Source organism: Streptomyces fodineus, from assembly GCF_001735805.1.
GTDB lineage: Bacteria > Actinomycetota > Actinomycetes > Streptomycetales > Streptomycetaceae > Streptomyces > Streptomyces fodineus.
On the sequence record NZ_CP017248.1, the window covers coordinates 6,678,603 to 6,703,651 of the forward strand.

The following is a 25,049-nucleotide window of genomic DNA, read 5'->3' on the forward strand; positions in this document are numbered from 1 at the left end:
GACCGCTCGTAGCGCTCCAGGGGAAACCGGTCGGCTAGGCCGCCCGCACCTCGTACGCCGTCAGCCGTACCTCCCCGTCGTCCAGGCACTCCCCGCTGACCAGGTCGAACCGCTGCTTCAGCAGGGGCGAGGCGACGAACGGGCGGCCGACGTGGGTGCCGGTCAGGCCGCGGGAGAGGACCGCCGCGCCGGTGAAGGGGTCGCGGTTGTCGACGGCGTACAGGCGGTCGGCGCGGTCACGGAAGAGGGCCACCTGGCGGCCGTCCGGCAGCAGGGCGGCCACCCCGCGGCCGGGGGTGAGCGCGCTCAGGTCACAGGCAGTGAACCAGCCGTCCGTCAGCCGGAGTTGGACCTTCAGGTCGGTGGTCTCGACAGCCAGGGTCATCGGGCGCTTCCTTCCAGGATGTCGTCGGCGGGCCGCAGGCCGATGTTCAGCAGCGGCAGGTCGGGCTTGATCTGGTCGCGCTCGGGGACGAAGGCGACGAGCGGGTCCGGGGTGTCCGGGGCGTTCACGAAGGACACGAACCGGGCGAGCTTCTCGGGGTCGTTGATGGTCTCCGCCCACTCGTCGCGGTAGTGGGAGACATGCGCCCGCATCAGCTGCTCCAGCTCGTCGCAGATGCCGAGCGAGTCGTGCACCACCACGTCCCGTACGTGGTCCAGGCCGCCCGGGATCCGCTCCAGCCACACGCTCGTGCGCTCCAGACGGTCGGCCGTGCGGATGTAGAACATCAGGAAACGGTCGATCAGGCGGACCAGTTCCGCGTCGGAGAGGTCCTGGGCCAGCAGGTCCGCGTGGCGCGGGGTGGCGCCGCCGTTGCCGCCGACGTACAGGTTCCAGCCGTTGGCCGTGGCGATCACGCCGAAGTCCTTCGACTGGGCCTCGGCGCACTCGCGCTGGCAGCCGGAGACCGCCGACTTCAGCTTGTGCGGGGAGCGCAGGCCCCGGTAGCGCAGCTCCAGGTCGATCGCCATCTTGACGGAGTCCTGGACGCCGTAGCGGCACCAGGTGGAGCCCACGCAGGACTTCACGGTGCGCAGTGCCTTGCCGTACGCGTGGCCCGACTCGAAGCCCGCGTCGACCAAGCGCGCCCAGATCAGCGGCAGTTGCTCCACCCGGGCGCCGAACATGTCGATCCGCTGGCCACCGGTGATCTTGGTGTAGAGGCCGAAGTCCCGGGCGATCTCACCGATCACGATCAGCTTCTCGGGTGCGATCTCACCGCCGGGGATGCGCGGCACGACCGAGTACGAGCCGTTCTTCTGCAGGTTGGCCAGGAAGTGGTCGTTGGTGTCCTGCAAGGCCGCCTGCTCGCCGTCCAGGACGTAGCCGCTCGCGCCGATCGCCGGGGCGAGCGAGGCGATGATCGAGGCGACCGCCGGCTTGCAGGTCTCGCAGCCCTCGCCGCCCCGGGCGCCTTCGCGGCCGTGGTGGTCCAGGAGGTCCTGGTACGACGTGATGCGCAGGGCGAGGACGATCTCGTACAGCTCCTCGCGGGTCTGGGCGAAGCAGCCGCACAGGCCCTTGTCGACCTCGACGCCCGACGCCTCCAGTTCGGCGTTGACGAGCTGGCCGAGCACCTTGACGCAACTGCCGCAGCCGGTACCGGCCTTGGTGCACTTCTTCACCTCGGGCACGGTGGTGCACCGGTGGTCGGTGACCGCGCCGCGGATCGCGCCCTTGCTGACGTTGTGGCAGGAACAGATGATCGCCTCGTCCGGGAGCGCGGACGGTCCCAGCTGGGCCCCCGAGTCGGCTCCGGCGGGCAGGACGAGCGACTCGGGGGAGACGGGGGGCACCGAGCCGGTCAGGGCGCGCAGCGTGCCGTACGCCTCCGCGTCGCCGACCAGGATGCCGCCGAGCAGCGTCCCGTCCGGCCCGATGACCAGCTTCTTGTACAGGCCGGCGCGGGAGTCGGAGTAGACGACGTCCAGGCAGCCCTCGGTGGTGCCGTGCGCGTCGCCGAAGGACGCCACGTCCACACCGAGCAGCTTCAGCTTCGTCGACAGATCGGCGCCGGTGAAGGACGCCTCGTCGGCCGCGATCGTGGCGGCGGCCGTCTCCGCCTGCTCGTAGCCGGGCGCCACCAGGCCGTACACCCGGCCGTCGGCCGCCAGCGCGCACTCGCCGATCGCGAAGACGTGCGCGTCGCCGACCGTGCGGCACTGCTCGTCCACCGTGATGCCGCCGCGCTCGCCGACCGTGAGGCCACAGGCGCGGGCCAGCTGGTCGCGGGGGCGGACACCGGCGCTGAACACGACCATGTCGGTGGCGAGTTCGGAGCCGTCGGAAAGCTTCATGCCGGTGACCGAGCCGTCCTCGGCGGTCAGGATCTCCTGCGTGCCCACGCCCGTGTGCACGGACAGGCCCATGCCCGCGATGGTCCGCAGCAGTGCCGCGCCACCGCCTTCGTCGACCTGCACCGGCATCAGGCGCGGCGCGAACTCCACGATGTGGGCGTCGAGCCCGAGGCCCTTGAGCGCACCTGCCGCCTCCAGGCCGAGCAGTCCGCCGCCGACCACGGCACCGGTCGTCGCGGTCTGCGCGTACTCCTCGATGGCGAGCAGGTCCTCGATGGTCCGGTAGACGAAACAGCCCTCGGCGTCCTTGCCCGGGACCGGGGGCACGAAGGGGTACGAGCCGGTGGCCAGGACGAGGGTGTCGTACCCGAAGACCCGGCCGGAGCGGGCCGTGACCGTCCGCGCCTCGCGGTCGATCGTCTCCGCCGGGTCGCCGACGTACAGCTCGATGCCGTGGTCGTTGATGAACTCCATGTCGGTCATGGAGAGGTCCTCGGCGGTCTTGCCCGAGAAGTACGAGGTGAGGGCGACGCGGTCGTACGCCGGACGCGGCTCCTCGCACAGCACGACCACGCGGTGCGTGGCGGTCAGGCCGCGCTCGGCGAGCGCTTCGAGGAAGCGCTGGCCGACCATGCCATGGCCGACGAGCACGATCGTGGGGGTGGCCCCCGGGGTGGCGGTCATCAGGAGCCTCCATCGTTGGTGAGCAGGTGGAGCAGGGGGCCGTCGTCGGGGAGCGGCTCTGCTCCCTCCCAGGCGCGGGCGAGCGCGCCGACGGTGCCGAGTTCGCCGACGAGGACGCCGCCGACCAGGCGGTCCTCGCGGACGACGACCTTCCGGTAGGTGCCGCGGGTGGCGTCGGCGAGCCGTACGACGTCGTCGCCCGGTTGCGCCTCGGTCTCGCCGAACGCGGCCAGGTCGAAGGGGGCGCCCGCGCCGGTGAGGGTCAGCCGGGTCAGGGAACGGGTGCCCGAGTACCGGGCGCCGGGGCTTCCCGCGAGCAACTCGGCCAGCGCGTCGGCCTGTTCCAGGGCGGGCGCGGCCAGGCCGTAGACCGTGCCGTCGTGCTGGGCGCAGTCGCCGACGGCGTGGATGTGCGGGTCGCAGGTGCGCAGCTCGTCGTCGACGAGGACGCCCCGGTGGACGGCGAGACCGGCCTGTTCGGCGAGTGAGGTGCGCGGGCGTGCCCCGCACGCGAGCACGACGAGGTCGGCGTCGAGCGCGTACCCGTCGGCCATCTCCACCGAGCGCACGGCCCCCGCGACACAGCGCACGTCCCGCACCCGGCACTCGGTGTGCACCTCGACGCCCAGCTCGGTCAGGTGCCGCAGCACCAGCCGGGAGGCGTCCGGGTCGAGCTGGCGTTCCATGAGCCGCTCGGCCTGCTGGGCGAGGACCACCTGCGCGCCGCGCGCGGCGAGCGCGCGGGCGGCGGACACGCCGAGCAGCCCGCCCCCGATGACGACGGCGCGCCCACCCGGCCGGACCGCCTTGGCGAGCCCCAGGCAGTCGTCCATGGTGCGGAACGCGTGGACGCCCTCGGGGAGTCGGTGGTCCGGGGTGAACAGACCGCGCAGCGGCGGCAGCACCGGATTGGAGCCGGTGGCCAGAACCAGCGTGTCGTATGCGATCGAGGAGCCGTCGGCGCACTCGACCGTCCGGGCGGCCCGGTCGATACCGGTGACCCGGGCGCGCAGCAGGCCGGCGGGCGCCGGCAGGCCGATCACCTCGGGGGCGTACCGCCCGGCCAGCACCTCGGCGAGCAGCACCCTGTTGTACGGCGGGTGCTCCTCCTCGCCGACGAGCAGCGCGGGCGTGCCCAGCTCGCCGAGCCGCCGGGCGAGCCGTACGCCCGCGAGGCCGGCGCCGATCACCACCACACGCGTATTCGAGGTCATGCCCTTGAGCGTGCGGTCACGACGTTACCCGGCCGCATCACGTCGGTTTCCCGTGGGGAACGCTGCCCTCAGCTGCCGCCGGCTCGGCGTGTGAGGTCCGCGGTGCGGTGAGCCGGGTTTCGGCTGCGGCGCCGTCGGGGTTGCCCGCGCCCACCCGGCGGAGCCGCATATCGATACAGCCCCGCGCCCCTTCGGGGCGCTGCTCTCAGCGGCTCCCGGTCAGATGCGCGAACACCACCACGTTGCCCTGATACCCGGTCGTCCTCGAATACCCCCCACCGCAGGTGATGACCCGGAGCTCGGGCCGGTGAGCCGCGCCGTACACCTTCTCGTCGGGGAAGTTGCTCGCCGCGTACGCCTCCACCGCGTCCACGGTGAACACGGCCACGGAGCCGTCCCGGCGGTCCACCTCGATGCGGGCGCCCCGCTTCAGCGCGCCGAGGTCGTAGAAGACGGCGGGACCCTCGGTGTTGTCGACGTGGCCGGCGACGATCGCGGTGCCCGTCTCGCCGGGTATGGTGCCGGCCTCGTACCAGCCGGCCAGGTTCTTGGCTTGCGGGGGCGGCACGTCCAGGCTGCCGGAGCGGGTGAGGGCCAGGCCCATCAGCGGGGCGTTCACCCGGATCGCGGGGATGCGGATGCGGGTGGGCACGGACGGGACCAGGGCGTGCGCCGCGGGCCGCGCGCCGCCCGGGTCGGGGCTGCCCTCGGCGGCGGCCGGCTGCGGTGGCGTGTGCGTCCGTGCGCCGTCGCCGAGCAGCCACACCCCGGAACCGAGGGCCACGACGGTGGCCGCGGCTATCGCGGTGTCGCCGAGCCGGTCATGCCTGGATCTGCCGCCGCTCCTGGCACTCCTGGCACTCCTGGCACTCCTGCGCATACGCATCCCTCTCTGGAGGCGGACCTGCGGGACTCCCGGAGGCGGATTCCCCTTCTGAAACCCCCTCCCCCTCCGGGCCGCGAGGGGCATTCGGACCCGGAGGGGGCGGGACGTGCGGTACCGGCGGACGGACAGCGGAGGGTGTCCGTCAGATCCCGTCGCCTCTCGCCCGGCGATGCAGGAGCCAGGTACCGCCCGCGGCGGCGACGGCCAGCGCCGCCACACCCGCCGCGGTCTGTACGGGGTCGGTGCCGAGTGCGCCGCCGACCCCCGTCTTCACACTTCCCCGCGGCTGCAGCTGCTCGTGCGCCGCGCTCAGGGCCACCACCAGGTCGCCGCTCACCTGCCGGCCGCCCTCCGCGCACTTGGCGACGATCTCGTACGTCCCCGGCTGCGCGCTCGGCGGCACCTGGAACTGGCCGATCGCCTCGCCCTCGTGCGCGCTGGGCGCCAGCGTGAAGGTACCGGCGCCGACCGCGCTCGCGTCCCCGGTCGCCGAGCCCTTGTCCCCGCACGCGGCGGTGTTCACCGTGACCTGGCTGCCGGGGGCCACGGTGGAGGGGTACACGTCCAGGCTGCCGGTGCCGGCCCGGGCGGGTGCCGCGGCCACCACGACGAGCGCGGTACCGGTCAGCAGACGGGCGGTGCGTCGCATGGTCTCCCCAGAGCTTGTCCGACTGGTGTGTCGCCTGCCCTTTCGAGGTAACTGCCTTTCGCCCGGGGCCGCTTGCTGATGGGCCGTCAGAAATGCGGTGAACGGGTGTCGCGGACCGGCCCCCACACGGACTAGCCGCCGCCGGGTTCCCGCAGGTCACAGGTGTGCGGAAAGGGCGACGAGACGACCGTGCGAAGAACACACGAATGGCGCGCCACCCCTCGTTGAACGGGTGACGCGCCAAACCGGCAGGCCGGTGCCATCACCGGCGCCGGCCTGTCCTCTCACCGCCGAGCGACTCAGCCGACGTTGACGGCGCTCCAGGCCGCCGCCACCGCGTTGTACTCCGTGCTGCCCGCGCCGTACAGGTCCTTGGCGGCGTTCAGGGTCGCCGTACGGGCCCCCGCGTAGTTCGTCGAGGAGGTCATGTAGACCGTCAGCGCCCGGTACCAGATCTTGCCGACCTTGTCCCGGCCGATGCCGGTGACCGTGGAGCCGTTGTACGTCGGCGAGTCGTAGCTGACGCCGTTGATGGTCTTCGCGCCGCTGCCCTCCGCCAGCAGGTAGGCGAAGTGGTTGGCGACGCCGGAGGAGTAGTGGACGTCGAGGTTGCCGACCGAACTGCTCCAGTAGTCCGCCGAGTTGCCGTCCCTGGACGGCTTGTCCATGTAGCGCAGTGCGGTCTTGCCGAAGCCGGGCTTCACGATCTTCTCGCCGATGAGGTAGTCACCGGGGTCGGCGGGGTTGTTCGCGTACCACTCCACCATCGTGCCGAGGATGTCCGAGGTGGCCTCGTTGAGCCCGCCGGACTCGCCGGAGTAGGTCAGCGCGGCCGTCTTGGCGGTGACTCCATGGGTCATCTCGTGCCCGGCGACGTCGAGGGCGACCAGCGGCCCGAACGTGGTCCCGTCACCGTCGCCGTACGTCATGCAGAAGCAACTGTCGTCCCAGAAGGCGTTGTTGTAGTTGCTGCCGTAGTGGACGCGGTTGTACGAGCCCTTGCCGTCGCCCGCGATGCCGCTGCGCCCGTGGACGTTCTTGTAGTAGTCCCAGGTCATGTTGGTGCCGTACTGGGCGTCGACGGCGGCCGAGGCGCGGTCGGAGGTGGTGCCGGTGCCCCAGTGGTTGTCGGCGTCCGTGAACAGGTCCGCGGGCGCCCGGCTGAAACATATGCCGAAGAAGCACAGGTCGGTCTTGCCCTCGGCGTCACCGGTGAAGGTGTTGCCGCGCGTCGGGTCCTTGAGCTGGTACGACGAGCCCGACTGGGTCGTCTGAAGCGGCACCGTCCCGCCGTACAGCGACTTGCCGTCGCCGGCGGCGGTCTCGATGCTGTCCCAGGCGTCGATCTGGCGGCCGGTGCGGGCGTCGGTCAGCACGGTCCGGGCGACCGGGTTGCCGAGCGAGTCCAGGCCGGCCGCGTTGGTGCGCCAGGCGAGCCTCGGGGTGCCGTGCAGGGCGTCCACGATCAGCTCGGGCTTGGCCTTGACCTGCTTCAGCGTGTTGCCGAGGTTGACGGCGCGCAGGGCGTTCACGGCGAGGTCGGCGGCCTTGGGGGCCGAGATCTCGGGGAGGATGGAGGCGAGGGATATGGTGCCGGGGGTGGCCCGGTTCGCGCTGCGGTAGGCGCCGTCCCGGGCCAGGTGGACCACGAAGTCGCCGCCCAGCACGGGCAGTCCGTGGTAGGTGCGGTCGTAGCGGACGTGCTGGGTGCCGTTCCTGTCCACGATCACATCGCGGACGCTGGTGCCCTCGGCGGAGGTCAGGCCCAGGCTCGCGGCATGGGCCAGGAGCGCCGAGGCCGCGTTCTGGATCGCGGTGGCCCGGGACGGTCTCGTATCGGCGTGGGCGGTGGGGGAGAGGGCCACGGACAGCAGGGTCGCGGTGGTGACGGCGACGCCGGCGGTGGTGGCGAGACGACGGGATCCTCGTACGTGCTGCCGTATCCGGCTCATCGGTCTCCTCGGGGAGGCGCCAAACCAGGCGTGGGGGCGGCGCTGATGTCCCCAGAGATTTAAGGGGCCATGACATGTGGTGTCCATAGACCCTTCATGGAGATGTGTGAGGAGCCGAAGGGGGTACAGAATCGTTTCCGTGATCGCTTCGGAGCCCGGACCCCCGCTGCCCTTCTTCGTCTACGGCACGCTGCGCCCCGGTGAGGTCAACCACGACGTGTTCCTGCGGGGCCGCACCGCGTCGGAGGAACCGGCCCGGCTGCCCGGCGCGGCGCTCTACGACGGCCCCGGCTACCCCTACGCCGTCGAGCGGCCCGGCGGCGAGATCCGCGGCGAACTGGTCACCGCCCGCCCGGAGTCGTATGCCGGCCTGCTCGCCGCCCTCGACCGCCTGGAGGAGTACGTCCCGGGCGACCCGCGCAACCTCTACGAACGCGTCGCCCGGGACGTCGTCCGCACCACCGACGGCACCCGCGCCCGGGCCTGGGTCTACCTGGCCGCTCCCCGCGTCGCCACCGCCCTGCGAGCCGAGGGGAACCTGATCGAGGACGGCGACTGGCTGTCCCGGCGCTGAGTCAGCGCAGCAGGGACAGCCCCTCGGGTACGGCGACCCCGAAGTCCTCCTCGATCACGCGCCGTGCCTCCGCCTCGTCCGCGAGCATGCGCTCGGTGACCGTGCCGTCGGCTCGGGTCTCGGTCAACCGGTCGCCGTCCAGGGCCAGATGACGCTCGGCGGTGGTCCGCTGGAGATACGGCCGGCGGGTGAAGGGGGAGCGGGGATTGGTGCCGACGTGCCAGTTGAACACCTCGTAGTCCGGGGCTGCGAACGGCTCCAGCGTGAACGCGTACTGTCCGACCCAGTCCCGGCCGTCGTACATCTGCAACTCCAGTAGCTCCAGCGGACCTTCGTGCGACGCTGTCACCAGCCGGTGCCGGCGTCCGCCGCCTTCGAACTCGGTGCCGGTGACCAGCGGGATCGGGGCCAGCAGCGAGCCGGCGGCGCCGAAGCCGACGTCCGCGAGATACGGCTCCGGCTCACCCGGCACCGACACCCGCAGCATCATGTGCGTGCGCGGCCGGCTGCAACGTGTCGGGGCGCCCAGCACCACCCGCGCCGCCAGCCCGCCCACCCGGAAGCCGAGCGCCTCCAGGGCGAGCCACATCAGCGTGTTGTGCTCGTAGCAGTAGCCGCCCCGCCGCCCGTGGACCATCTTGGCCATGAGATCGCCAGGTGCCAGCGAGGGCGCCCGGCCGCTCAGCGGGTCCAGATTCTCGAAGGGCAGCGACAGCGCGTGGGCCAGATGGACGCCCTGCAGCGTCGCCGGCTCGGCCCGTCGGCCGCCCTCACAAGCGATGCGGTCCAGATAGGCGTCGAGGTCGAACTGCTCACAGTCGCACATGCTTCGAACCTACGCGCCTACCTGTCCCTGGGGGAGGTTTTGCTGCCCGCCCGTCGCGATCAACGGCATGGTCCGGCGGAGACCGTCGTCGGAGGGATGTGCGACGATCCGCGAGTGAATGATCTACACGTCCGCCCGGCTACCGAGGCCGATCTGGCCGCCCTCGTCCGCCTCCGCGACGACGCGGCACGCTGGATGCTGGCCCGCGGCATCACCGGGCAGTGGCAGCCGGGAGAGCTGGACGAGGACCACTTCCGCCAGGTCATGGCGCATGGCGAGGTCTGGCTCGCGGAGGCCGGGGGGCGCATCGCCGGCGCCTGGGAGCTGTGGTGGGAGGACGAGGCCGCCTGGGGTCTGCAGCCGCCCGTGGCCGGATACGTGCACCGGCTCATGGTCGACCGGGGCGCCGCCGCGCCCGGAACGGGGCGGCTGCTGCTGAGCGCGGCGGAACTCCGAGTGGCTGCGGTGGGGCGGACTTGTGTGCGCCTGGACTGCTTGGCCGGTAACGCACAGCTCAACGCCTATTACCGGAACGCCGGTTACCGAGTCGTGGGCCATATGGAGGGCAAGCCGCAGCCGGGCGGGACGCCCAAGTCCTTCACTCTGCTGGAGAAGGAACTTCGGCAGGCAGGGCAGGGCGAAGATCGGGCCTGAGGCGGCCCAGGGTTCCTCACCTACGCCCGTGACCCGACGACCTCCACCCGTACCGCGCACGACTTGAACTCCGGCATCCGGGACGTCGGGTCGAGCGCCGGGTTGGTGAGGGTGTTGGCGCGGCCCTCGCCCGGCCAGTGGAACGGCATGAAGACCGTGTCCGGGCGGATGGCGGAGGTGATCCGGGCGGGCGCGGTGGCCCGGCCCCGCCGGGATGTCACGGTCACCGGGTCCCCCTCGGCCGCGCCGATACGGGCCGCGAGGCGCGGGTGCAGCTCCACGAACGGGCCGGGCGCGGCCGCGTTCAGCTCGGTGACCCGCCGCGTCTGCGCGCCCGACTGGTACTGCGCGACGACCCGGCCGGTGGTCAGCAGCAGCGGGTACTCGGCGTCCGGCTCCTCCGCCGTCGGACGATGGGTCACGGCGACGAAGCGGGCCCGTCCGTCTGCGTGCGCGAAACGGTCCAGGAAGAGGCGGGGGGTGCCGGGGTGGTTCGCCTCGCCCGGGTTCTCCGGACACGGCCAGAAGACCCCCGTCTCCTCCGCCAGACGCCGATAGGTGATCCCCGAATAGTCCGCCGGTCCGCCCGCGCTGGCCCGGCGCAACTCGGTGAACACCTCCTCCGGGTCGGCCGGGAAGCCCTTCTCCACTCCCAGCCGGGCGGACAGTTCGTGCAGGACGTGCAGGTCGCTGTGGACGCCGGGTGGCGGGGCGATCGCCCGGCGGCGCAGCAGGACCCTGCCCTCCAGGCTGGTCGTCGTGCCGCTCTCCTCCGCCCACTGGGTGACCGGCAGCACGACGTCCGCCAGCTCGGCCGTCTCCGACAGCACGACGTCACAGACGGCGAGGAAGTCAAGGGACTTGATGCGCTCCTCGATATGGGCCGCGCGCGGCGCGGACACCACCGGGTTGGAGCCCATCAGCAGCAGCGCCCGGATGTCCGTGCCGAGGGCGTCGAGAAGTTCGTACGCGCTGCGTCCGGGGCCGGGAAGCGCGTCCGGGTCCACCCCCCACACCCCGGCCACGTGCGCCCGTGCCGCCGGGTCGTCCAGCTTGCGGTAGCCGGGCAACTGGTCGGCCTTCTGGCCGTGTTCGCGCCCGCCCTGCCCGTTGCCCTGCCCGGTCAGACAGCCGTACCCGGACAGCGGGCGGCCCGCCCGGCCGGTCGCCAGGCACAGGTTGATCCACGCGCCCACCGTGTCCGTGCCTTTGGACTGCTGCTCCGGCCCGCGGGCCGTCAGCACCATCGCGCTCTCCGGCGCGCAGAACAGCCGGACGGCCTCGCGGAGCCGGGGAACGGACACCCCCGTGATCCGCTCCACGTACTCCGGCCAGTACGCCATCGCCGCCGCCCGCGCCTCCTCCCAGCCCGTGGTCCGCTCCCGGATGTACTCCTCGTCCGTCCGGCCCTCGGCCACCACCAGGTGCAGCAGGCCCAGCGCGAGGGCGAGATCGGTACCGGGGCGGGGGGCCAGGTGCAGGTCCGCCTGCTCGGCCGTCCTCGTCCGGCGCGGGTCCACGACGATCAACGTGCCGCCGTTCTCCCGCAGTTCGGTGAAGTACCGCAGGGACGGCGGCATCGTCTCGGCCGGATTCGACCCGACGAGGATCACGCACCCCGTCTTCGGTATGTCCTCCAGAGGGAAGGGCAGCCCCCGGTCGAGGCCGAACGCCTTCGTACCGGCCGCCGCGGCCGACGACATGCAGAACCGGCCGTTGTAGTCGATCTGCGAGGTGCCCAGCACCACCCGCGCGAACTTGCCGAGCGCGTACGCCTTCTCGTTCGTGAGCCCGCCCCCGCCGAACACACCCAGCGCGTCCGCGCCGTACTCCCGCCGTATGCTCCCGAGCCGCTCGGCGATCCGGTCCAGCGCCTCGTCCCAGCCCGCCTCCACCAGCCGGCCACCGGACCGCACCAGCGGCGAGGTCAGCCGCACCGCGGGCGACAGCACCTCGGCCGCCGTACGGCCCTTGCCGCACAGCGCCCCCCGGTTCACCGGGAAGTCCGTCCGCTCCGTCACCTCGACGCCCCCCTGCGGCAGGGGCATGATGTTCATCCCGCACTGCAAGGCGCAGTACGGGCAGTGGGTGGGCGTCGAGGCGATCGGTTCCATGCCGCCAGCGTGCGTCGGGCGTGTTACGGCCCCGACCGCTTCCGGTTACACGCCCGGCACGGCGGCCTCCCCGCCGGGCCGGTGACGCCGTGAGGTCCCTACTGCCGGCTCAGCGAGCGGCTGACGCCCGCCGCGATCGTCGTCGCCAGCACCCAGCCGGTGACGATGAGCAGATACGACAGCCACTGGTACCACCCACGCGGCGCGTACGCCCCCTCCTGGCCGAAGTCGATGATCGGCAGCAGCAGGTCGAGGGTGTAGAAGAGCGGGTTGAACGCGGGCGCCTCGGACGGCTTGAGAGCGGGCGGATGGTGCAGGGCGAAGGCGAGCGTGCCGGTGCACAGCAGGAGCAGCAGCCAGCCCGCGGCCCGCATCGGGCGGAAGCCGTAGCCGACGGCCGCGTCCTGGAGCCAGCCCCACAGCCGGGCGTACGGCGGCAGGGTGCGCCGGTGGCGGCGGAGCTTGGCCAGCTGGACGGTGCGCGCGGCGGCGTCGTCGCCGACCGTGCGGTAGGCCGTGGTCAGCTGCTCGTAGGGGTAGGGAAGATAGCCGCCGGCCTCGCGCTCCAGCAGGGGCAGCCGCTGCTCGGGCGGCAGGTGCGGCGCCAGGACGCGATAGCTGAGCCCGTCGATCTGCACGCGCTCGGGCCAGGCCTCGGGCGGCACGTGCAGCAGGTCCACCTGGGCGCGGCGCAGATTGACGGCCCCCTCGACGGGCGCGGCCTCGCGCAGCCACAGCTCGCCGATGACACTGCTGCTGGCGCGCAGGGCCACCCCTTCCGGATGGGACAGGCGGGCGTACGCGAGATTGAGCTGGTGGGGAATCCGGACGCCGCGCAGATTGAACCGCCCGTCGGTGCGCAGCCGCATCCCCCGCAGATCTGTGCCGACCGAGAGGGTCTCGGCGTCCAGCGCCGTGCCGCCGGGGTTGCGCAGCACGGCGTCGTCGAGGTTCACCTGCCCGCCCACGGTGGTCCCCTTCAGCCGGACCTCGCCGTGGGCGACGAGCCCGACGGCCCGCACGTCCGCGCCCACGTCCGCATGGCCGAGCTGGAGGACGGGTTCGTCAAGGACCTGGTCGGGGCGGCCGAGCCGTGCCTGGTTGGCGAAGAACGCCCCGGAGATCCTCGCGCCCGCCAGCCGTACCCGGCCCGCGATGCGGCAGCAGGTGATCCGCAGCGTCCCGTCGACGCGGAGGGTGCCCGCGGTGAGCCCCGGGAGGACCGAGTCGGTCAGCACCAGGGCGGGGATCCTCGCCCCGTACAGGTTCGGGGTCTCCTCGAAGTGGCAGGCCCGCAGCCGGACCGGGTGGTCGACCGTCCCGTACATCAGGTGGAGCACCCCGGTGATGCGCGCGCCCCACACCTTCAGCCCGGCGATCCGTCCCTCCCGCACCGTTCCGTCCAGCAGCAGCGCCCGCAGCACCTCCGCCCGTAGCGTCCGCTGCGGACCCCATGAGGCGCCCTGCTCGGGGTCCTCGTCGTCGCTCTCCCGGAAGTCGACCCCCTCACCGTGCGGGAAGGCGTCCCGGACGCGGCGCTCGGCGGGCGTCAGATCAGTGATCTCCATGCTCAGTCCCGCGCCCCCGCCAGCGCCTTGGTGACCCCGTTCTCCCGCGGCCCCAGGAACGTCGGATCCGGGTGGAACACCGCGTCCAGCACCGCCTTGCCCGCCGCGAACACCTCGCGTGTTCCGCCGTAGTACCAGGTCACGTCGTGCTTGGCGTCGACGCCGACGCCGTACGAGTCGACCCCCGCCGCCTCGCACAGCGCCACCGCCCGCCGGATGTGGAAGCCCTGGCTGATCAGTACGGCCCGGTCCACGCCGAAGATCTTCCTGGCCCGCACGCAGGAGTCCCAGGTGTCGAACCCGGCGTAGTCGCTGACGATCCGTCTGTCGGGTACGCCGTGCTTCTTCAGGTAGGTGCGCATGGCGTCGGGCTCGTCGTAGTCCTTGCGGCTGTTGTCCCCGGTGACCAGGACGACCTCGACCCGCCCCGCCCGGTACAGCCGCGCCGCCGCGTCCAGCCGGTTCGCGAGATACGGCGACGGCTCGCCGTTCCACAGCCCGGCCCCGAACACCACGGCGACCTGCGCCCGCGGGGCATCGGCCGTCGTGCGCAGCCGGTCCGCCGTGGACACGTACAGCCAGGTCACCGGCAGCAGCGCCAGCACACACCCGGCCATCACGGCCTGCACCAGCCGCCGCTGCCCCCTACGGGTGCGCGGCAGCCGCGGTCGGCGGATCTTCATACGGCCCCCCAGAATCCGGCCCCGGAATCGCTGTCGACCATGGAGGACGCCACCGGCGCCGATCCGGTTCGCCTCACATCGTGCACCTGTACGACTGTGAAGCGGCGGTAAACGCTCGTGACGGCCCGGCAACGGCCACGCAACCTGGCACCGTCAGGATCGGTTCATGACGGCGTCGCATCCTTCCCGCTCCGAGTCCGACCTCCACCTCGACAGCACGGCGCACCTCATGAACAGCATCGGCAGCCGGCTCGCGGGACAGCTCCGGCTCGTCTCCCCGCTCGGCCACCGCCGCGCGGCCCCGCCCGCCCTCGTCCTGGTCGCCCACGGCAGCCGCGACCCGCGCGCGCTGGAGACCGTACGGACCGTGCTGGAACGGGTACGCGAACTGCGCCCCGGTCTCCCCGTCCACCTGGGCCACATCGAGCTGAACGAGCCCCTGCTCCCGGACACCCTCGCCGCCCTCGGCGACACCCCCGCCGTCCTGGTTCCGCTGCTCCTCTCCCGCGGCTACCACATCAAACAGGACATCCCCGGCATGGCGGCCTCGGCGGCGGCCCGCACCGGCGTCGCCGCCCCCCTCGGCCCGCACCCCCTCCTCGTGGAGACCCTCTACGACCGCCTGCTGGAGGCCGGCTGGCCGACCGCCATGGACGGGCCGACCCGCCGGGCCGGCGCGGTCGTCCTGGCCGCAGCAGGCTCCCGCGACCCCGACTCGGCCACCGACACCCGCCGCACGGCCCGCCTGCTCGCGGACCGGCTCGGGGTTCCGGTCGTCCCGGCCTACGCCTCGGCGGCGAGCCCGAACGTCCCGACGGCGGTGCGCGCACTGGTGGCGAGGGGCCGGCACAAGGTCGCGATCGCCTCGTACTTCACGGCCCCGGGGCGCTTCGCCACCCAGTGCGCCGAGGCGGCCCCCTGGATGGCTTCGGCACCCCTGGGCGCCCACCCGGCGATGGCCCGCCTGATCCTGCACCGGTACGACCAGGCGAGGACGACGCGGCAGCCGGAATTGGCCTCGGCCTGACGCAAGCGGTGCGATGACCAGGCGCCCGGCACCACCGTTTTGTCACTGCCGGCGCTTACTGTCGAATCATGGAAGGCACCGCACTCGACAACGGCCCCTACGACCCCACCTCGGCGGAGCGTTGGGCCCCCGAGCCCGACAAACGCCCCGGCCGCACCGCCTTCCAGCGCGACCGCGCCCGCATCCTCCACTCCGCCGCCCTGCGCCGCCTCGCGGGCAAGACCCAGGTCGTCACCCCGGGCACCCACAGCCAGGTCTGGGACGCCAGCCCCAGAACCAGGCTCACCCACTCCCTGGAGTGCGCCCAGGTCGGGCGGGAGCTCGGCGCGGCCCTCGGCTGTGACCCCGACCTCGTCGAAGCCGCCTGCCTGGCCCACGACCTCGGCCACCCGCCCTTCGGCCACAACGGCGAACAGGCGCTGAACGCCTTCGCGGACGACTGCGGCGGCTTCGAGGGCAACGCCCAGTCCCTGAGGCTCCTCACCCGCATCGAGCCCAAACGGTTCACCGAAGAACGGTCCGTCGGCCTCAACCTCACCCGCGCCACCCTCGACGCCGCCACCAAGTACCCCTGGCCGCGCGGCGCCCACCCCACCGACCCGGCATCGCGGAAGTTCGGCGTCTACGAGGACGACCGCCCGGTGTTCGACTGGGTCAGAGCGCACGCCCCCGGCACCCGCACCTGCTTCGAGGCCCAGGTCATGGACTGGTCGGACGACGTGGCGTACTCGGTGCACGACGTCGAGGACGGCCTGCACGCCGGCCATATCGACCCCAACTGCCTGCACGCCGAGCCCGAACGGCAGACGGTGTTCGAGGTCGCCATCGGCCGGTACGTCCCCGCCGGCACCGACCCGGCCGAGCTCTCCGCCGCCCTCGACCGGCTCCAGGACGAGGAGTGGTGGCCGCACGGCTACGACGGCACGGCGGCCGCCCAGGCCCGCCTGAAGGACGCCACCAGCCAGCTCATCGGCCGGTTCTGCCTGGCCGCCGAGGGCGCCACGCGCACCGCGTACGGCACCGGCCGGCTCACCCGCTATGGCGCCGAACTGGTCGTACCCCGCGAGGCGCGCATGGAGTGCGCGGTGCTCAAGGCGGTCGCGGACCGCTATGTGATGCAGCGCGCCGAGCAGGAGCGGCTGCGCGCCGATCAGCGGGTGATCGTCGCCGAGCTGGCCGAGGCGCTGACCGCTCGCGCGCCCGAGGGGCTGGATCCGCAGTTTCGGACGCTCTTCGACGGGGCAGGCGACGACCACGCGCGCAAGCGGGTGATCGTCGACCAGATCGCCTCCCTCACGGATGCCTCGGCGCTCTCCCTGCACGCCAGACTGACGGGGCATATGTGAAAGGAACGTGACCCGAAGTGGCCTGAACGGGTCACTCCCTCTTCCCGCGCCACGCCGTGTGCGGGACGCTCCCATATGGCGGCACCGTTACGAGGAGGCATCAAGTGGTCGACGCGGATCAGACATTCGTCATCGTCGGGGGCGGGCTCGCCGGCGCGAAGGCGGCCGAGACGCTCCGGGCGGAGGGCTTCACCGGCCGGGTGATACTGATCAGTGACGAGCGCGACCACCCCTATGAACGCCCGCCGCTGTCCAAGGGCTATCTGCTCGGCAAGGAGGAGCGCGACAGCGTCTTCGTGCACGAGCCCGCCTGGTACGCGCAGAACGACATCGAGCTGCACCTCGGCCAGACCGTCGACCGCATCGACCGTACGGCGAAGACGGTCCGCTTCGGCGACGACGGCACCCTCGTCCGCTACGACAAGCTGCTGCTCGTCACCGGTGCCGAGCCCCGCCGCCTGGACATCCCGGGCACGGACCTGGCGGGCGTGCACCATCTGCGCCGTCTCGCGCACGCCGAGCGCCTCAAGGGTGTCCTCGCCGCCCTCGGCCGGGACAACGGGCACCTGGTGATCGCGGGCGCCGGCTGGATCGGCCTGGAGGTCGCGGCGGCGGCCCGCGAGTACGGCGCGGAGGTCACGGTGATCGAGCACGGGCCGACCCCGCTGCACGGTGTCCTCGGCCCCGAGCTGGGCGGCGTCTTCGCGGAGCTGCACCGCGAGCACGGGGTCCGCTTCCACTTCGGGCGGGAGCTCACCGAGATCGTCGGCCAGGACGGCGTGGTCCTCGCGGCCCGCACCGACGACGGCGAGGAGCACCCGGCGCACGACGTCCTCGCCGCGATCGGCGCGGCCCCCCGCGTCGGCCTCGCCGAGGCGGCGGGCCTGGAGATCGCCGACCGGGCGCACGGCGGCGGCATCGTGGTCGACGAGCGGCTGCGCACCCGCGACCCCGACATCTACGCCGCCGGTGACGTGGCGAACTTCCCGCTCGAACTCTTCGGCACCAGGGTCCGGGTCGAGCACTGGGCCAACGCGCTGAACGGCGGCCCGGCGGCGGCCCGCTCGATGCTCGGCCAGGACGTCACCTACGACCGCGTGCCCTACTTCTTCACCGACCAGTACGACCTGGGGATGGAGTACAGCGGCTGGGCGCCGGCCGGGTCGTACGACGAGGTGGTGATCCGGGGTGACGCCGGGAAGCGGGAGTTCATCGCGTTCTGGGTGAAGGAGCAACGCGTGCTCGCCGGGATGAACGTGAACGTGTGGGATGTCACAGAGCAGATCCAGAAACTGATCCGCTCCAAGGCCCGGGTGGACACGGAGGCGCTGGCCGACCCGCACGTACCGCTGGACAGCCTCGCGCCCTGACCACCGGGAACACCGGGAACAGCGGGGCTGTCGGTGCACCCCCGTAGAATCACCTCGTGGCAGGACGGATCAACGACGAGGACGTGAAGGCGGTACGGGACGCGGTCCCGATCGACGCCGTGGTCTCCGAGTACCTCCAGCTGCGCAACGCGGGCGGCGGCAATCTGAAGGGCCTGTGCCCGTTCCACGACGAGAAGTCGCCGTCCTTCCAGGTCAGCCCGAGCAAGGGACTCTTCCACTGCTTCGGCTGCCAGGAGGGCGGCGACACCATCACCTTCGTGATGAAGGTGGACCACCTCTCCTTCTCGGAGGCGGTCGAGCGCCTGGCCGCGCAGGCCGGCATCACGCTGCGCTACGAGGAGGGCGGGTACAACCCGGCCCACCAGCGCGGCGAGCGCATCCGCCTGGTCGAGGCGCACAAGATCGCCGCGCAGTGGTACGCCGAGCAGCTCGCCACCAGCCCCGAGGCCGACACCGGCCGGATCTTCCTCGCCGAGCGCGGCTTCGACCAGGCCGCCGCCGTCCACTTCGGCGTCGGCTACAGCCCCCAGGGCTGGGACCACCTCACCCGCTATCTGCGCGGCAAGGGCTTCACCGACAAGGAGCTGATCCTCTCCGGGCTCTCCCAGGAGGGCCGGCGCGGACCCATCGACCGCTTCCGGGGCCGCCTGATGTGGCCGATCCGGGACATCGGCGGCGAGGTCGTCGGCTTCGGCGCGAGGAAGCTCTACGAGGCGGACAACGGCCCCAAGTACCTCAACACCCCCGAAACGGCGATCTACAAGAAATCACAGGTCCTGTACGGCATCGACCTGGCGAAGAAGGACATCGCCAAGGCCAGCCGCGCGGTCGTGGTCGAGGGCTACACCGATGTCATGGCCTGCCACCTCGCCGGGGTGACGACCGCGATCGCGACCTGCGGTACGGCCTTCGGCGGCGAGCACATCAAGATCCTCCGCCGCCTGCTGATGGACAACGGCTCGGCCCGCGTGATCTTCACCTTCGACGGCGACGCGGCCGGGCAGAAGGCCGCCCTGCGCGCCTTCGAGGACGACCAGAAGTTCGCCGCCGAGACCTACATCGCCATCGCGCCGGACGGCATGGACCCGTGCGAGCTGCGCCTCGCGAAGGGCGACGAGGCGGTGGCGGACCTGGCCGAACCGCGCACGCCGCTCTTCGAGTTCGCGCTGCGCCAGATCGTCAGCCGCTACGACCTCGACACCCCGGCGGGCCGGGCGGCGGCGCTGGACGAGGCGGCGCCGATCGTGGCCCGCATCAAGAACAGCGGCGCCCAGCACGAGGTCGCCGTCGAACTGGCCGGCATGCTCGGCATCCTCGACACCCAGTTCGTGGTCCGGCGCGTTGCCCAGCTGGCCCGCTGGGCCCGGGAAGGCAAGGGCCCGCAGCAGGGCCGTCCCCGCGCGGCCGACCAGCAGTGGCAGGCCGCCCCGCGCCCGACGAACTCCGGCCCGGCCCTCACCCTGCGCAACCCCGTCTACGCCGCCGAGCGTGAACTGCTCAAACTCGCCCTCCAGCGCCCCGAGTTGGTCTCCCCGGCCTTCGACGCCTACGGCGTGGACGAGTTCACCGCGCCGCCCTACGCCGCCGTGCGCCAGACGATCGCCGAGGCGGGCGGCGCCGAGTACGGCGTATCCGACCCGCAGGAGTATCTGGTCCGGGTCCGCGAGGCCGCGCCGGACGACACCGCCCGCGCGATGGTCACCGAGCTGGCCGTGGAGCCGATCCTGCGCCGCACGGTGGACGAGACCTACGCCGGCACGGTCCTGGTCCAGATCCGCCGCCGCGCCGTCGAGCGCCGCATCCACGACATCCAGTCCCAGCTGACCCGCCTCGCCACCGGCGGCGACCCCACCCAGCTGGCCGCCGTGCAGAACGAGATGTGGGTCCTCCAGCAGTACGACCAGGCGCTGCGGGAGCGGGGGGCGGAGGCGCTGTAGGAGCGCCTGTTCGACTCGTCGCTGTCGTACGGCACGAACTCCCGCGTTCTTTCGCGCGGATCACCAACCGGTCACGGAACGGATGCAAAAAGTCACCGCACGCCCCTCGTGGCGGGGATGTGTCGTACTCCACACTGGGTGCGGTGCCCGAGTCCTCGGAGCGCAGGCCGTCGACTCTCCGCTTCCGAAGCACCGCTGCCGCAGCCGACGGCAGCGATCATCCTGGAGGTCGCCCCCGTGCAGACCCAGACCGTCACCCAGACCGACAGCGCCACCGGTACCACGGCGGACGAGCCGGACGCGGAGTCGGACGTCCTCACGGCCGTGCCCCCGCAGGGCCGTGCCGCCCTCCACCCGGAGGCGGCGTCCGCCGAGCCGGCGGAACCGCCCGCGGAAGCGCTCACGGGCGAGCCCGAGGAGGACGGTGAACCACTGGAAGCCGCCGAGCCCGTCGAGCCACCGGCCGCGGTCCGGACCGACACAGGTGGACCCTCGGCCGACCTGTTCCGCCAGTACCTGCGCGAGATCGGCCGTATCCCGCTGCTCACCGCCGCCGAGGAGGTCGAACTCGCCCGCCGGGTGGAGGCCGGCCTGTTCGCCGAGGAGAAGCTGAGCAACACCCCTGACCTGGACAATGAGTTGACGCTCGACCTGGACCGGCTCGTGGTCATGGGGCGCATGGCCAAGCGGCGGCTCATCGAGGCCAACCTGCGGCTCGTCGTCTCCGTCGCCAAGCGGTACATCGGCCGTGGCCTGACCATGCTCGACCTGGTCCAGGAGGGCAACCTGGGGCTGATCCGGGCGGTGGAGAAGTTCGACTACGCCCGCGGCTACAAGTTCTCGACGTACGCCACCTGGTGGATCCGCCAGGCCATGTCCCGGGCCCTGGCCGACCAGGCCCGCACCATCCGTGTCCCGGTCCATGTGGTCGAGCTGATCAACCGGGTCGTCCGGGTGCAGCGGCGCATGCTGCAGGAGCGGGGGTACGAGCCGACGCCCGAAGAGGTCGCCGCGCACCTCGACCTGCCGCCCGAGCGGGTCTCCGAAGTCCTGCGGCTGGCCCAGGAACCGGTCTCGCTGCACGCCCCGGTCGGCGAGGAGGACGATGTGGCCCTCGGCGACCTGATCGAGGACGGCGACGCGGCGAGCCCCGTGGAGTCCGCCGCGTTCCTCCTGCTCAGGCAGCATCTGGAGGCTGTCCTGTCCACGCTGGGCGAGCGGGAGCGGAAGGTCGTCCAGCTGCGCTACGGCCTCATCGACGGCCGGCCCCGCACGCTGGAGGAGATAGGCCGGCTGTTCGGGGTGACCCGGGAGCGGATACGGCAGATCGAGTCCAAGACCCTGAACAAGCTCCGGGATCACGCATTCGCGGATCAGCTGAGGGGGTACCTGGACTGAAAGGGGGGCCGCCTTCCGGCGGCCCCCCTTCGCCTGGTCCAGCTCTAGTCCACCTCGGCCACAGCCTGCGCGAACTGGGCCTTGTACAGGCGGGCGTAGGCTCCGTCGGCCTCCAACAGGTCCGTGTGCGCGCCCTGTTCGACGATCGAGCCGTTCTCCATCACCAGGATCGTGTCGGCGTCCCGGATCGTCGACAGCCGGTGCGCGATGACGAACGAGGTACGGCCGTGCGCCAGCTTGGCCATCGCCTTCTGGATCAGGACCTCCGTGCGGGTGTCGACCGAGCTCGTCGCCTCGTCGAGGACCAGGATCGTCGGGTCGGACAGGAACGCCCGCGCGATGGTGATGAGCTGCTTCTCACCGGCGCTGACGCCCGTGCCCTCGTCGTCGATCACGGTGTCGTACCCGTCGGGGAGCGTACGCACGAACCGGTCCGCGTGGGCCGCCCGCGCGGCCTCCTCGATCTCGCCCCGGGTGACCTCCCTCGACGCGCCGTACGCGATGTTCTCCGCGATCGTGCCGCCGAACAGCCAGGTGTCCTGCAGCACCATGCCGATCCCGGACCGGAGTTCGTCCCGGGACATCTTCCGGATGTCGACCCCGTCCAGGGTGATCCGGCCCCCCGACACGTCGTAGAACCGCATCAGCAGGTTGACCAGCGTGGTCTTGCCGGCGCCCGTCGGGCCGACGATCGCCACCGTGTGACCGGGCTCGACGGTCAGCGACAGGTCCTCGATCAGCGGCTTGTCGGGGTCGTACCGGAAGGACACGTGCTCCAGCCGCATCCGACCGCGCAGCTCCGCGGGCCGCTCGCCCGGCACCGGATCCGCCTCCTGCTCCTCCGCGTCCAGGAGTTCGAAGATCCGCTCGGCCGAGGCGACACCGGACTGCACCAGGTTCGCCATCGACGCGACCTGCGTCAGCGGCATCGAGAACTGCCGCGAGTACTGGATGAAGGCCTGCACGTCACCGATGGAGAGCGAGCCGGACGCCACCCGCAGGCCGCCGACGACCGCCACCAGGACGTAGTTCAGGTTCGAGACGAACATCATCAGCGGCTGCATGACACCGCTGTTGAACTGCGCCTTGAACGCGGCCTGGTACAGCGCCTCGTTCTGCTCGGCGAACTGCTTCGCCGACTCCTCCTGCCGGCCGAAGACCTTCACCAGGGTGTGCCCGGTGTACATCTCCTCGACGTGGGCGTTCAGTTTGCCGGTGGAGCGCCACTGCTGCACGAAGTGCGGCTGCGACCGCTTGCCGACCCGGGTGGCCACGAGGAACGACAGCGGCACGGTGACCAGCGCGACCAGCGCCAGGATCCAGGAGACGTAGAACATCATGGCGAGCACGCCGATGATGGTGAGCAGCGAGTTGATCAGCTGGCCCATCGACTGCTGGAGCGTCTGCCCGATGTTGTCGATGTCGTTGGTCGCGCGGGAGAGCACCTCGCCGCGCTGGCGCTTGTCGAAGTACGACAGCGGCAGCCGCGACAGCTTCGCCTGCACCGACTCGCGCATCCGGTACATCGTGCGGTTCACGGCCCGGTTGACCAGCCGGGTCGCCACCGCCATCAGCAGGCCGGCGACCAGGAACGTACAGAGCGCGAGCAGCAGGATGTTCCCCACGGCACCGAAGTCGATGCCCTTGCCCGGCGTGAAGTCGGTGCTCTTCAGCATGTCCGCGATGGAGCCCTTGCCATGGGCCCGCATCTGGTCGAGGACCTGCTGCTTGGTGGCCCCGGCCGGCATCTGCCGGCCGATGATGCCGGCGAAGACCAGGTCGGTGGCCCTGCCGAGGATCTTCGGGCCGATCACGCTCAGGGTCACGCTGACGACCACGCACAGCAACAGGCCGTAGATCGTGAGCCGTTCCGGTTTGAAGAGGGAGACGAGCCGTTTGCCCGATCCCTTGAAGTCCATCGAGCGCTGGTCGGGGCCGCCCCCGGCCATCATGCGTCCCATGGGCCCGGCCATCAGGCAGCCTCCGCTTCCGTCAGCTGGGAGAGCACGATCTCCCGGTAGGTCTCGTTGCCCGCCATCAGCTCCCGGTGCCGGCCGGAGCCGACGACCCGGCCCTCGTCCAGCACGATGATCCGGTCGGCTTCCCGGATGGTCGCCACCCGCTGGGCGACGATGACGACGGTGGCCTCGGCGGTCTCCCGGGCGAGCGCGGTGCGCAGCGCCGCGTCGGTGGCGTAGTCGAGGGCCGAGAAGGAGTCGTCGAAGAGGTAGATCTCCGGGCGCTGCACCAGGGTGCGGGCGATGGCGAGGCGCTGGCGCTGGCCGCCGGAGACGTTCGTACCGCCCTGGGCGATCGGCGCGTTCAGGCCGCCCTCCAGTTTGCTCACGAAGTCCCTGGCCTGCGCCACCTCCAGCGCGTGCCAGAGCTCCTCGTCGGTGGCGTCCGGATTGCCGTACCGCAGGTTCGTGGCGACGGTGCCCGCGAACAGGTAGGGCTTCTGCGGCACCAGCCCGACGGTCTTCGCCAGCAGCCTCTGGTCGACCTCCTGGACGTCCACGCCGTCGACGAGGACCTCGCCCTCGGTGGCGTCGAACAGCCGCGGGACCAGCCCGAGCAGGGTCGACTTGCCGCTGCCGGTGGAACCGATGACGGCGGTCACCTCACCGGGCCGGGCCACCAGGTCGATGGACTTCAGCACCGGCTCCTCGGCACCCGGATAGCGGAAGCCGGCGCCCCGGATCTCCAGATGCCCGTGCCGGCGCAGCTCGGTGACGGGCGCGATCGGCGGAACCACGCTGGAGTCGGTCCCGAGGACCTCCTCGATGCGCTCGGCGCACACCTCGGCGCGCGGCACCATCATGAACATGAAGGTGGCCATCATCACGGACATGACGATCTGCATCAGATAGGCGAGGAACGCGGTCAGGTCGCCGATCTGCATCCCGCCGCTGTTGATGCGGTGGGCGCCGAACCACACCACCGCGATCGACGACAGGTTCACCACGGTCATGACGATCGGGAACATCAGCGCGAGCATCCGGCCGGTGGCCAGCTGCATCTCGGTCAGGTCGCCGTTCGCCTTGCCGAACCGGCCCATCTCGTACTCGTCGCGGACGAAGGCGCGGATCACCCGGTTGCCGGTGATCTGCTCGCGCAGCACCCGGTTCACCGTGTCGAGGCGGACCTGCATCGACCGGAACAGCGGCCGCAGCCGGCGCACGATCAGCGTCACGGAGATGCCGAGCACCGGGACCACCGCCACCAGCACCCCGGACAGCGGCACATCCAGGCCGAGCGCCAGCACGATGCCGCCCACACACATGATGGGCGCCGACACCATCAGGGTGAACGTCATCAGGGCCAGCATCTGGACCTGCTGTACGTCGTTCGTCGTACGAGTGATGAGTGAGGGCGCCCCGAAGTGACCCACCTCACGTGAGGAGAAGGACTGCACCCGGTCGAAGACGGCACCGCGCACGTCCCGGCCGAGCGCTGAGGCGGTCCGGGCGCCGTAGTACACGGCACCGATGTTGCACACGACCTGCGCCAGCGAGATGCCGATCATCAGGGCACCGAAGGACAGGATGTACCCCGTGTCACCCTTCACGACACCGTTGTCGATGATGTGCGCGTTCAGTGTGGGCAGGTAGAGGGTGGCGCAGGTCTGCAGGAACTGCAGCAGCACCAGCAGGGCTATGGGTTTCTTGTAGGGCCTGAGATAGGTCCGCAGAAGTCGTATGAGCACGCTAGGTCTCTCGGAGTCGGCGAGTGGGGGCCGGGCGGTTGCCCTTGGCCCCTATCGTCGAACACTCCACCCGCGTTACCTCAACTGATTAACCCGACAGCGGCCCAAAGGCCGAGGGTGCCTCAGCCGAGGGCCCTAC

At 71.6% G+C, this 25,049-nt stretch carries 19 protein-coding genes; 7 read left to right on the forward strand and 12 right to left on the reverse strand.

Annotated features, from left to right (window positions below; translation table 11 throughout):
- Positions 1-34: 34 nt before the first annotated feature.
- The 6 genes from nirD to BFF78_RS28645 all read right to left on the reverse strand — a co-directional run bounded on the left by nirD (position 35) and on the right by BFF78_RS28645 (position 7,686).
- Complete coding sequence (gene nirD / locus BFF78_RS28620) at positions 35-385, reverse strand: nitrite reductase small subunit NirD (RefSeq protein WP_069781035.1); 351 nt, start codon at positions 383-385, stop codon at positions 35-37.
- The gene (gene nirB / locus BFF78_RS28625; RefSeq protein WP_069781036.1) at positions 382-2,985 is read right to left on the reverse strand and encodes a nitrite reductase large subunit NirB; all 2,604 of its coding nucleotides are present in this window, start codon (positions 2,983-2,985) and stop codon (positions 382-384) included. The genes nirD and nirB overlap by 4 nt, the downstream gene beginning before the upstream one ends.
- Positions 2,985-4,199, reverse strand: coding sequence for an NAD(P)/FAD-dependent oxidoreductase (locus tag BFF78_RS28630; RefSeq protein ID WP_069781037.1), 1,215 nt, complete (start codon positions 4,197-4,199; stop codon positions 2,985-2,987). Before BFF78_RS28630 ends, nirB begins: the two co-directional genes overlap by 1 nt.
- A 205-nt stretch (positions 4,200-4,404) precedes the next feature.
- Positions 4,405-5,079 carry a class F sortase gene (locus tag BFF78_RS28635; protein WP_069781038.1) on the reverse strand — a complete coding sequence of 225 codons (675 nt, stop codon included), beginning with the start codon at positions 5,077-5,079 and terminating at the stop codon, positions 4,405-4,407.
- A gap of 148 nt (positions 5,080-5,227) precedes the next feature.
- Positions 5,228-5,734: a hypothetical protein gene (locus tag BFF78_RS28640; RefSeq protein WP_069781039.1), complete on the reverse strand. Its 507-nt coding sequence runs from the start codon at positions 5,732-5,734 to the stop codon at positions 5,228-5,230.
- Between the two features lie 299 nt (positions 5,735-6,033).
- A complete protein-coding gene (locus tag BFF78_RS28645; protein WP_069781040.1) occupies positions 6,034-7,686 on the reverse strand; it encodes a M4 family metallopeptidase in 1,653 nt (550 codons plus the stop codon).
- Between the two features lie 139 nt (positions 7,687-7,825).
- Between BFF78_RS28645 and BFF78_RS28650 the strand changes: the two genes are divergently transcribed.
- Positions 7,826-8,260, forward strand: a complete 435-nt coding sequence (locus BFF78_RS28650; protein WP_069781041.1) for a gamma-glutamylcyclotransferase family protein — start codon at positions 7,826-7,828, stop codon at positions 8,258-8,260.
- A 1-nt stretch (position 8,261) separates the two neighbouring features.
- Here BFF78_RS28650 and BFF78_RS28655 read toward each other — a convergent pair whose 3' ends face one another.
- Positions 8,262-9,086, reverse strand: a complete 825-nt coding sequence (locus BFF78_RS28655) for an arylamine N-acetyltransferase family protein (RefSeq protein WP_069781042.1) — start codon at positions 9,084-9,086, stop codon at positions 8,262-8,264.
- A 96-nt stretch (positions 9,087-9,182) separates the two neighbouring features.
- On the opposite strand from BFF78_RS28655, the gene BFF78_RS28660 reads away from it, so the two are divergent.
- Positions 9,183-9,740 carry a GNAT family N-acetyltransferase gene (locus BFF78_RS28660; RefSeq protein ID WP_069781043.1) on the forward strand — a complete coding sequence of 186 codons (558 nt, stop codon included), beginning with the start codon at positions 9,183-9,185 and terminating at the stop codon, positions 9,738-9,740.
- 20 nt (positions 9,741-9,760) lie between these two features.
- On the opposite strand, the gene BFF78_RS28665 is transcribed toward BFF78_RS28660, so the two are convergent.
- The 3 genes from BFF78_RS28665 to BFF78_RS28675 form a co-directional block, all read right to left on the reverse strand.
- Positions 9,761-11,854: a molybdopterin oxidoreductase family protein gene (locus tag BFF78_RS28665; RefSeq protein WP_069781044.1), complete on the reverse strand. Its 2,094-nt coding sequence runs from the start codon at positions 11,852-11,854 to the stop codon at positions 9,761-9,763.
- A gap of 98 nt (positions 11,855-11,952) precedes the next feature.
- Positions 11,953-13,422 carry a translocation/assembly module TamB domain-containing protein gene (locus tag BFF78_RS28670; RefSeq protein WP_069781045.1) on the reverse strand — a complete coding sequence of 490 codons (1,470 nt, stop codon included), beginning with the start codon at positions 13,420-13,422 and terminating at the stop codon, positions 11,953-11,955.
- A 2-nt stretch (positions 13,423-13,424) separates the two neighbouring features.
- Complete coding sequence (locus BFF78_RS28675) at positions 13,425-14,105, reverse strand: SanA/YdcF family protein (RefSeq protein ID WP_069781046.1); 681 nt, start codon at positions 14,103-14,105, stop codon at positions 13,425-13,427.
- Between the two features lie 166 nt (positions 14,106-14,271).
- On the opposite strand from BFF78_RS28675, the gene BFF78_RS28680 reads away from it, so the two are divergent.
- From BFF78_RS28680 to BFF78_RS28700, 5 genes are all read left to right on the forward strand, one after another.
- On the forward strand, positions 14,272-15,132 hold the full coding sequence (locus BFF78_RS28680) for a sirohydrochlorin chelatase (protein WP_069781047.1): 861 nt from the start codon (positions 14,272-14,274) through the stop codon (positions 15,130-15,132).
- Positions 15,133-15,200: 68 nt separating this feature from the next.
- Positions 15,201-16,478, forward strand: a complete 1,278-nt coding sequence (locus tag BFF78_RS28685) for a deoxyguanosinetriphosphate triphosphohydrolase (RefSeq protein ID WP_069781048.1) — start codon at positions 15,201-15,203, stop codon at positions 16,476-16,478.
- Positions 16,479-16,582: 104 nt separating this feature from the next.
- A complete protein-coding gene (locus BFF78_RS28690) occupies positions 16,583-17,848 on the forward strand; it encodes an NAD(P)/FAD-dependent oxidoreductase (RefSeq protein WP_069781049.1) in 1,266 nt (421 codons plus the stop codon).
- 56 nt (positions 17,849-17,904) lie between these two features.
- Positions 17,905-19,806: a DNA primase gene (gene dnaG / locus BFF78_RS28695; protein WP_069781050.1), complete on the forward strand. Its 1,902-nt coding sequence runs from the start codon at positions 17,905-17,907 to the stop codon at positions 19,804-19,806.
- Between the two features lie 117 nt (positions 19,807-19,923).
- Positions 19,924-21,204 carry an RNA polymerase sigma factor gene (locus tag BFF78_RS28700; RefSeq protein ID WP_227025952.1) on the forward strand — a complete coding sequence of 427 codons (1,281 nt, stop codon included), beginning with the start codon at positions 19,924-19,926 and terminating at the stop codon, positions 21,202-21,204.
- A gap of 44 nt (positions 21,205-21,248) precedes the next feature.
- Here the strand turns inward: BFF78_RS28700 and BFF78_RS28705 are convergent, their stop codons facing one another.
- Both BFF78_RS28705 and BFF78_RS28710 read right to left on the reverse strand, forming a co-directional pair.
- The gene (locus tag BFF78_RS28705; protein ID WP_069781052.1) at positions 21,249-23,177 is read right to left on the reverse strand and encodes an ABC transporter ATP-binding protein; all 1,929 of its coding nucleotides are present in this window, start codon (positions 23,175-23,177) and stop codon (positions 21,249-21,251) included.
- Positions 23,177-24,910: an ABC transporter ATP-binding protein gene (locus BFF78_RS28710; RefSeq protein WP_069781053.1), complete on the reverse strand. Its 1,734-nt coding sequence runs from the start codon at positions 24,908-24,910 to the stop codon at positions 23,177-23,179. The genes BFF78_RS28705 and BFF78_RS28710 overlap by 1 nt, the downstream gene beginning before the upstream one ends.
- Positions 24,911-25,049 lie beyond the last annotated feature (139 nt).

What these genes read in the sequence shown, in the direction of transcription:
- nirD (WP_069781035.1), bottom strand. Translation starts at nt 385, where the DNA reads ATGACCCTGGCTGTCGAGACCACCGACCTGAAGGTCCAACTCCGGCTG.
- nirB (WP_069781036.1), bottom strand. Translation starts at nt 2,985, where the DNA reads ATGACCGCCACCCCGGGGGCCACCCCCACGATCGTGCTCGTCGGCCAT.
- BFF78_RS28630 (WP_069781037.1), bottom strand. Translation starts at nt 4,199, where the DNA reads ATGACCTCGAATACGCGTGTGGTGGTGATCGGCGCCGGCCTCGCGGGC.
- BFF78_RS28635 (WP_069781038.1), bottom strand. Translation starts at nt 5,079, where the DNA reads ATGCGCAGGAGTGCCAGGAGTGCCAGGAGTGCCAGGAGCGGCGGCAGA.
- BFF78_RS28640 (WP_069781039.1), bottom strand. Translation starts at nt 5,734, where the DNA reads ATGCGACGCACCGCCCGTCTGCTGACCGGTACCGCGCTCGTCGTGGTG.
- BFF78_RS28645 (WP_069781040.1), bottom strand. Translation starts at nt 7,686, where the DNA reads ATGAGCCGGATACGGCAGCACGTACGAGGATCCCGTCGTCTCGCCACC.
- BFF78_RS28655 (WP_069781042.1), bottom strand. Translation starts at nt 9,086, where the DNA reads ATGTGCGACTGTGAGCAGTTCGACCTCGACGCCTATCTGGACCGCATC.
- BFF78_RS28660 (WP_069781043.1), top strand. Translation starts at nt 9,183, where the DNA reads ATGTGCGACGATCCGCGAGTGAATGATCTACACGTCCGCCCGGCTACC.
- BFF78_RS28665 (WP_069781044.1), bottom strand. Translation starts at nt 11,854, where the DNA reads ATGGAACCGATCGCCTCGACGCCCACCCACTGCCCGTACTGCGCCTTG.
- BFF78_RS28670 (WP_069781045.1), bottom strand. Translation starts at nt 13,422, where the DNA reads ATGGAGATCACTGATCTGACGCCCGCCGAGCGCCGCGTCCGGGACGCC.
- BFF78_RS28675 (WP_069781046.1), bottom strand. Translation starts at nt 14,105, where the DNA reads ATGAAGATCCGCCGACCGCGGCTGCCGCGCACCCGTAGGGGGCAGCGG.
- BFF78_RS28680 (WP_069781047.1), top strand. Translation starts at nt 14,272, where the DNA reads ATGACGGCGTCGCATCCTTCCCGCTCCGAGTCCGACCTCCACCTCGAC.
- BFF78_RS28685 (WP_069781048.1), top strand. Translation starts at nt 15,201, where the DNA reads ATGGAAGGCACCGCACTCGACAACGGCCCCTACGACCCCACCTCGGCG.
- BFF78_RS28700 (WP_227025952.1), top strand. Translation starts at nt 19,924, where the DNA reads ATGTGTCGTACTCCACACTGGGTGCGGTGCCCGAGTCCTCGGAGCGCA.
- BFF78_RS28705 (WP_069781052.1), bottom strand. Translation starts at nt 23,177, where the DNA reads ATGGCCGGGCCCATGGGACGCATGATGGCCGGGGGCGGCCCCGACCAG.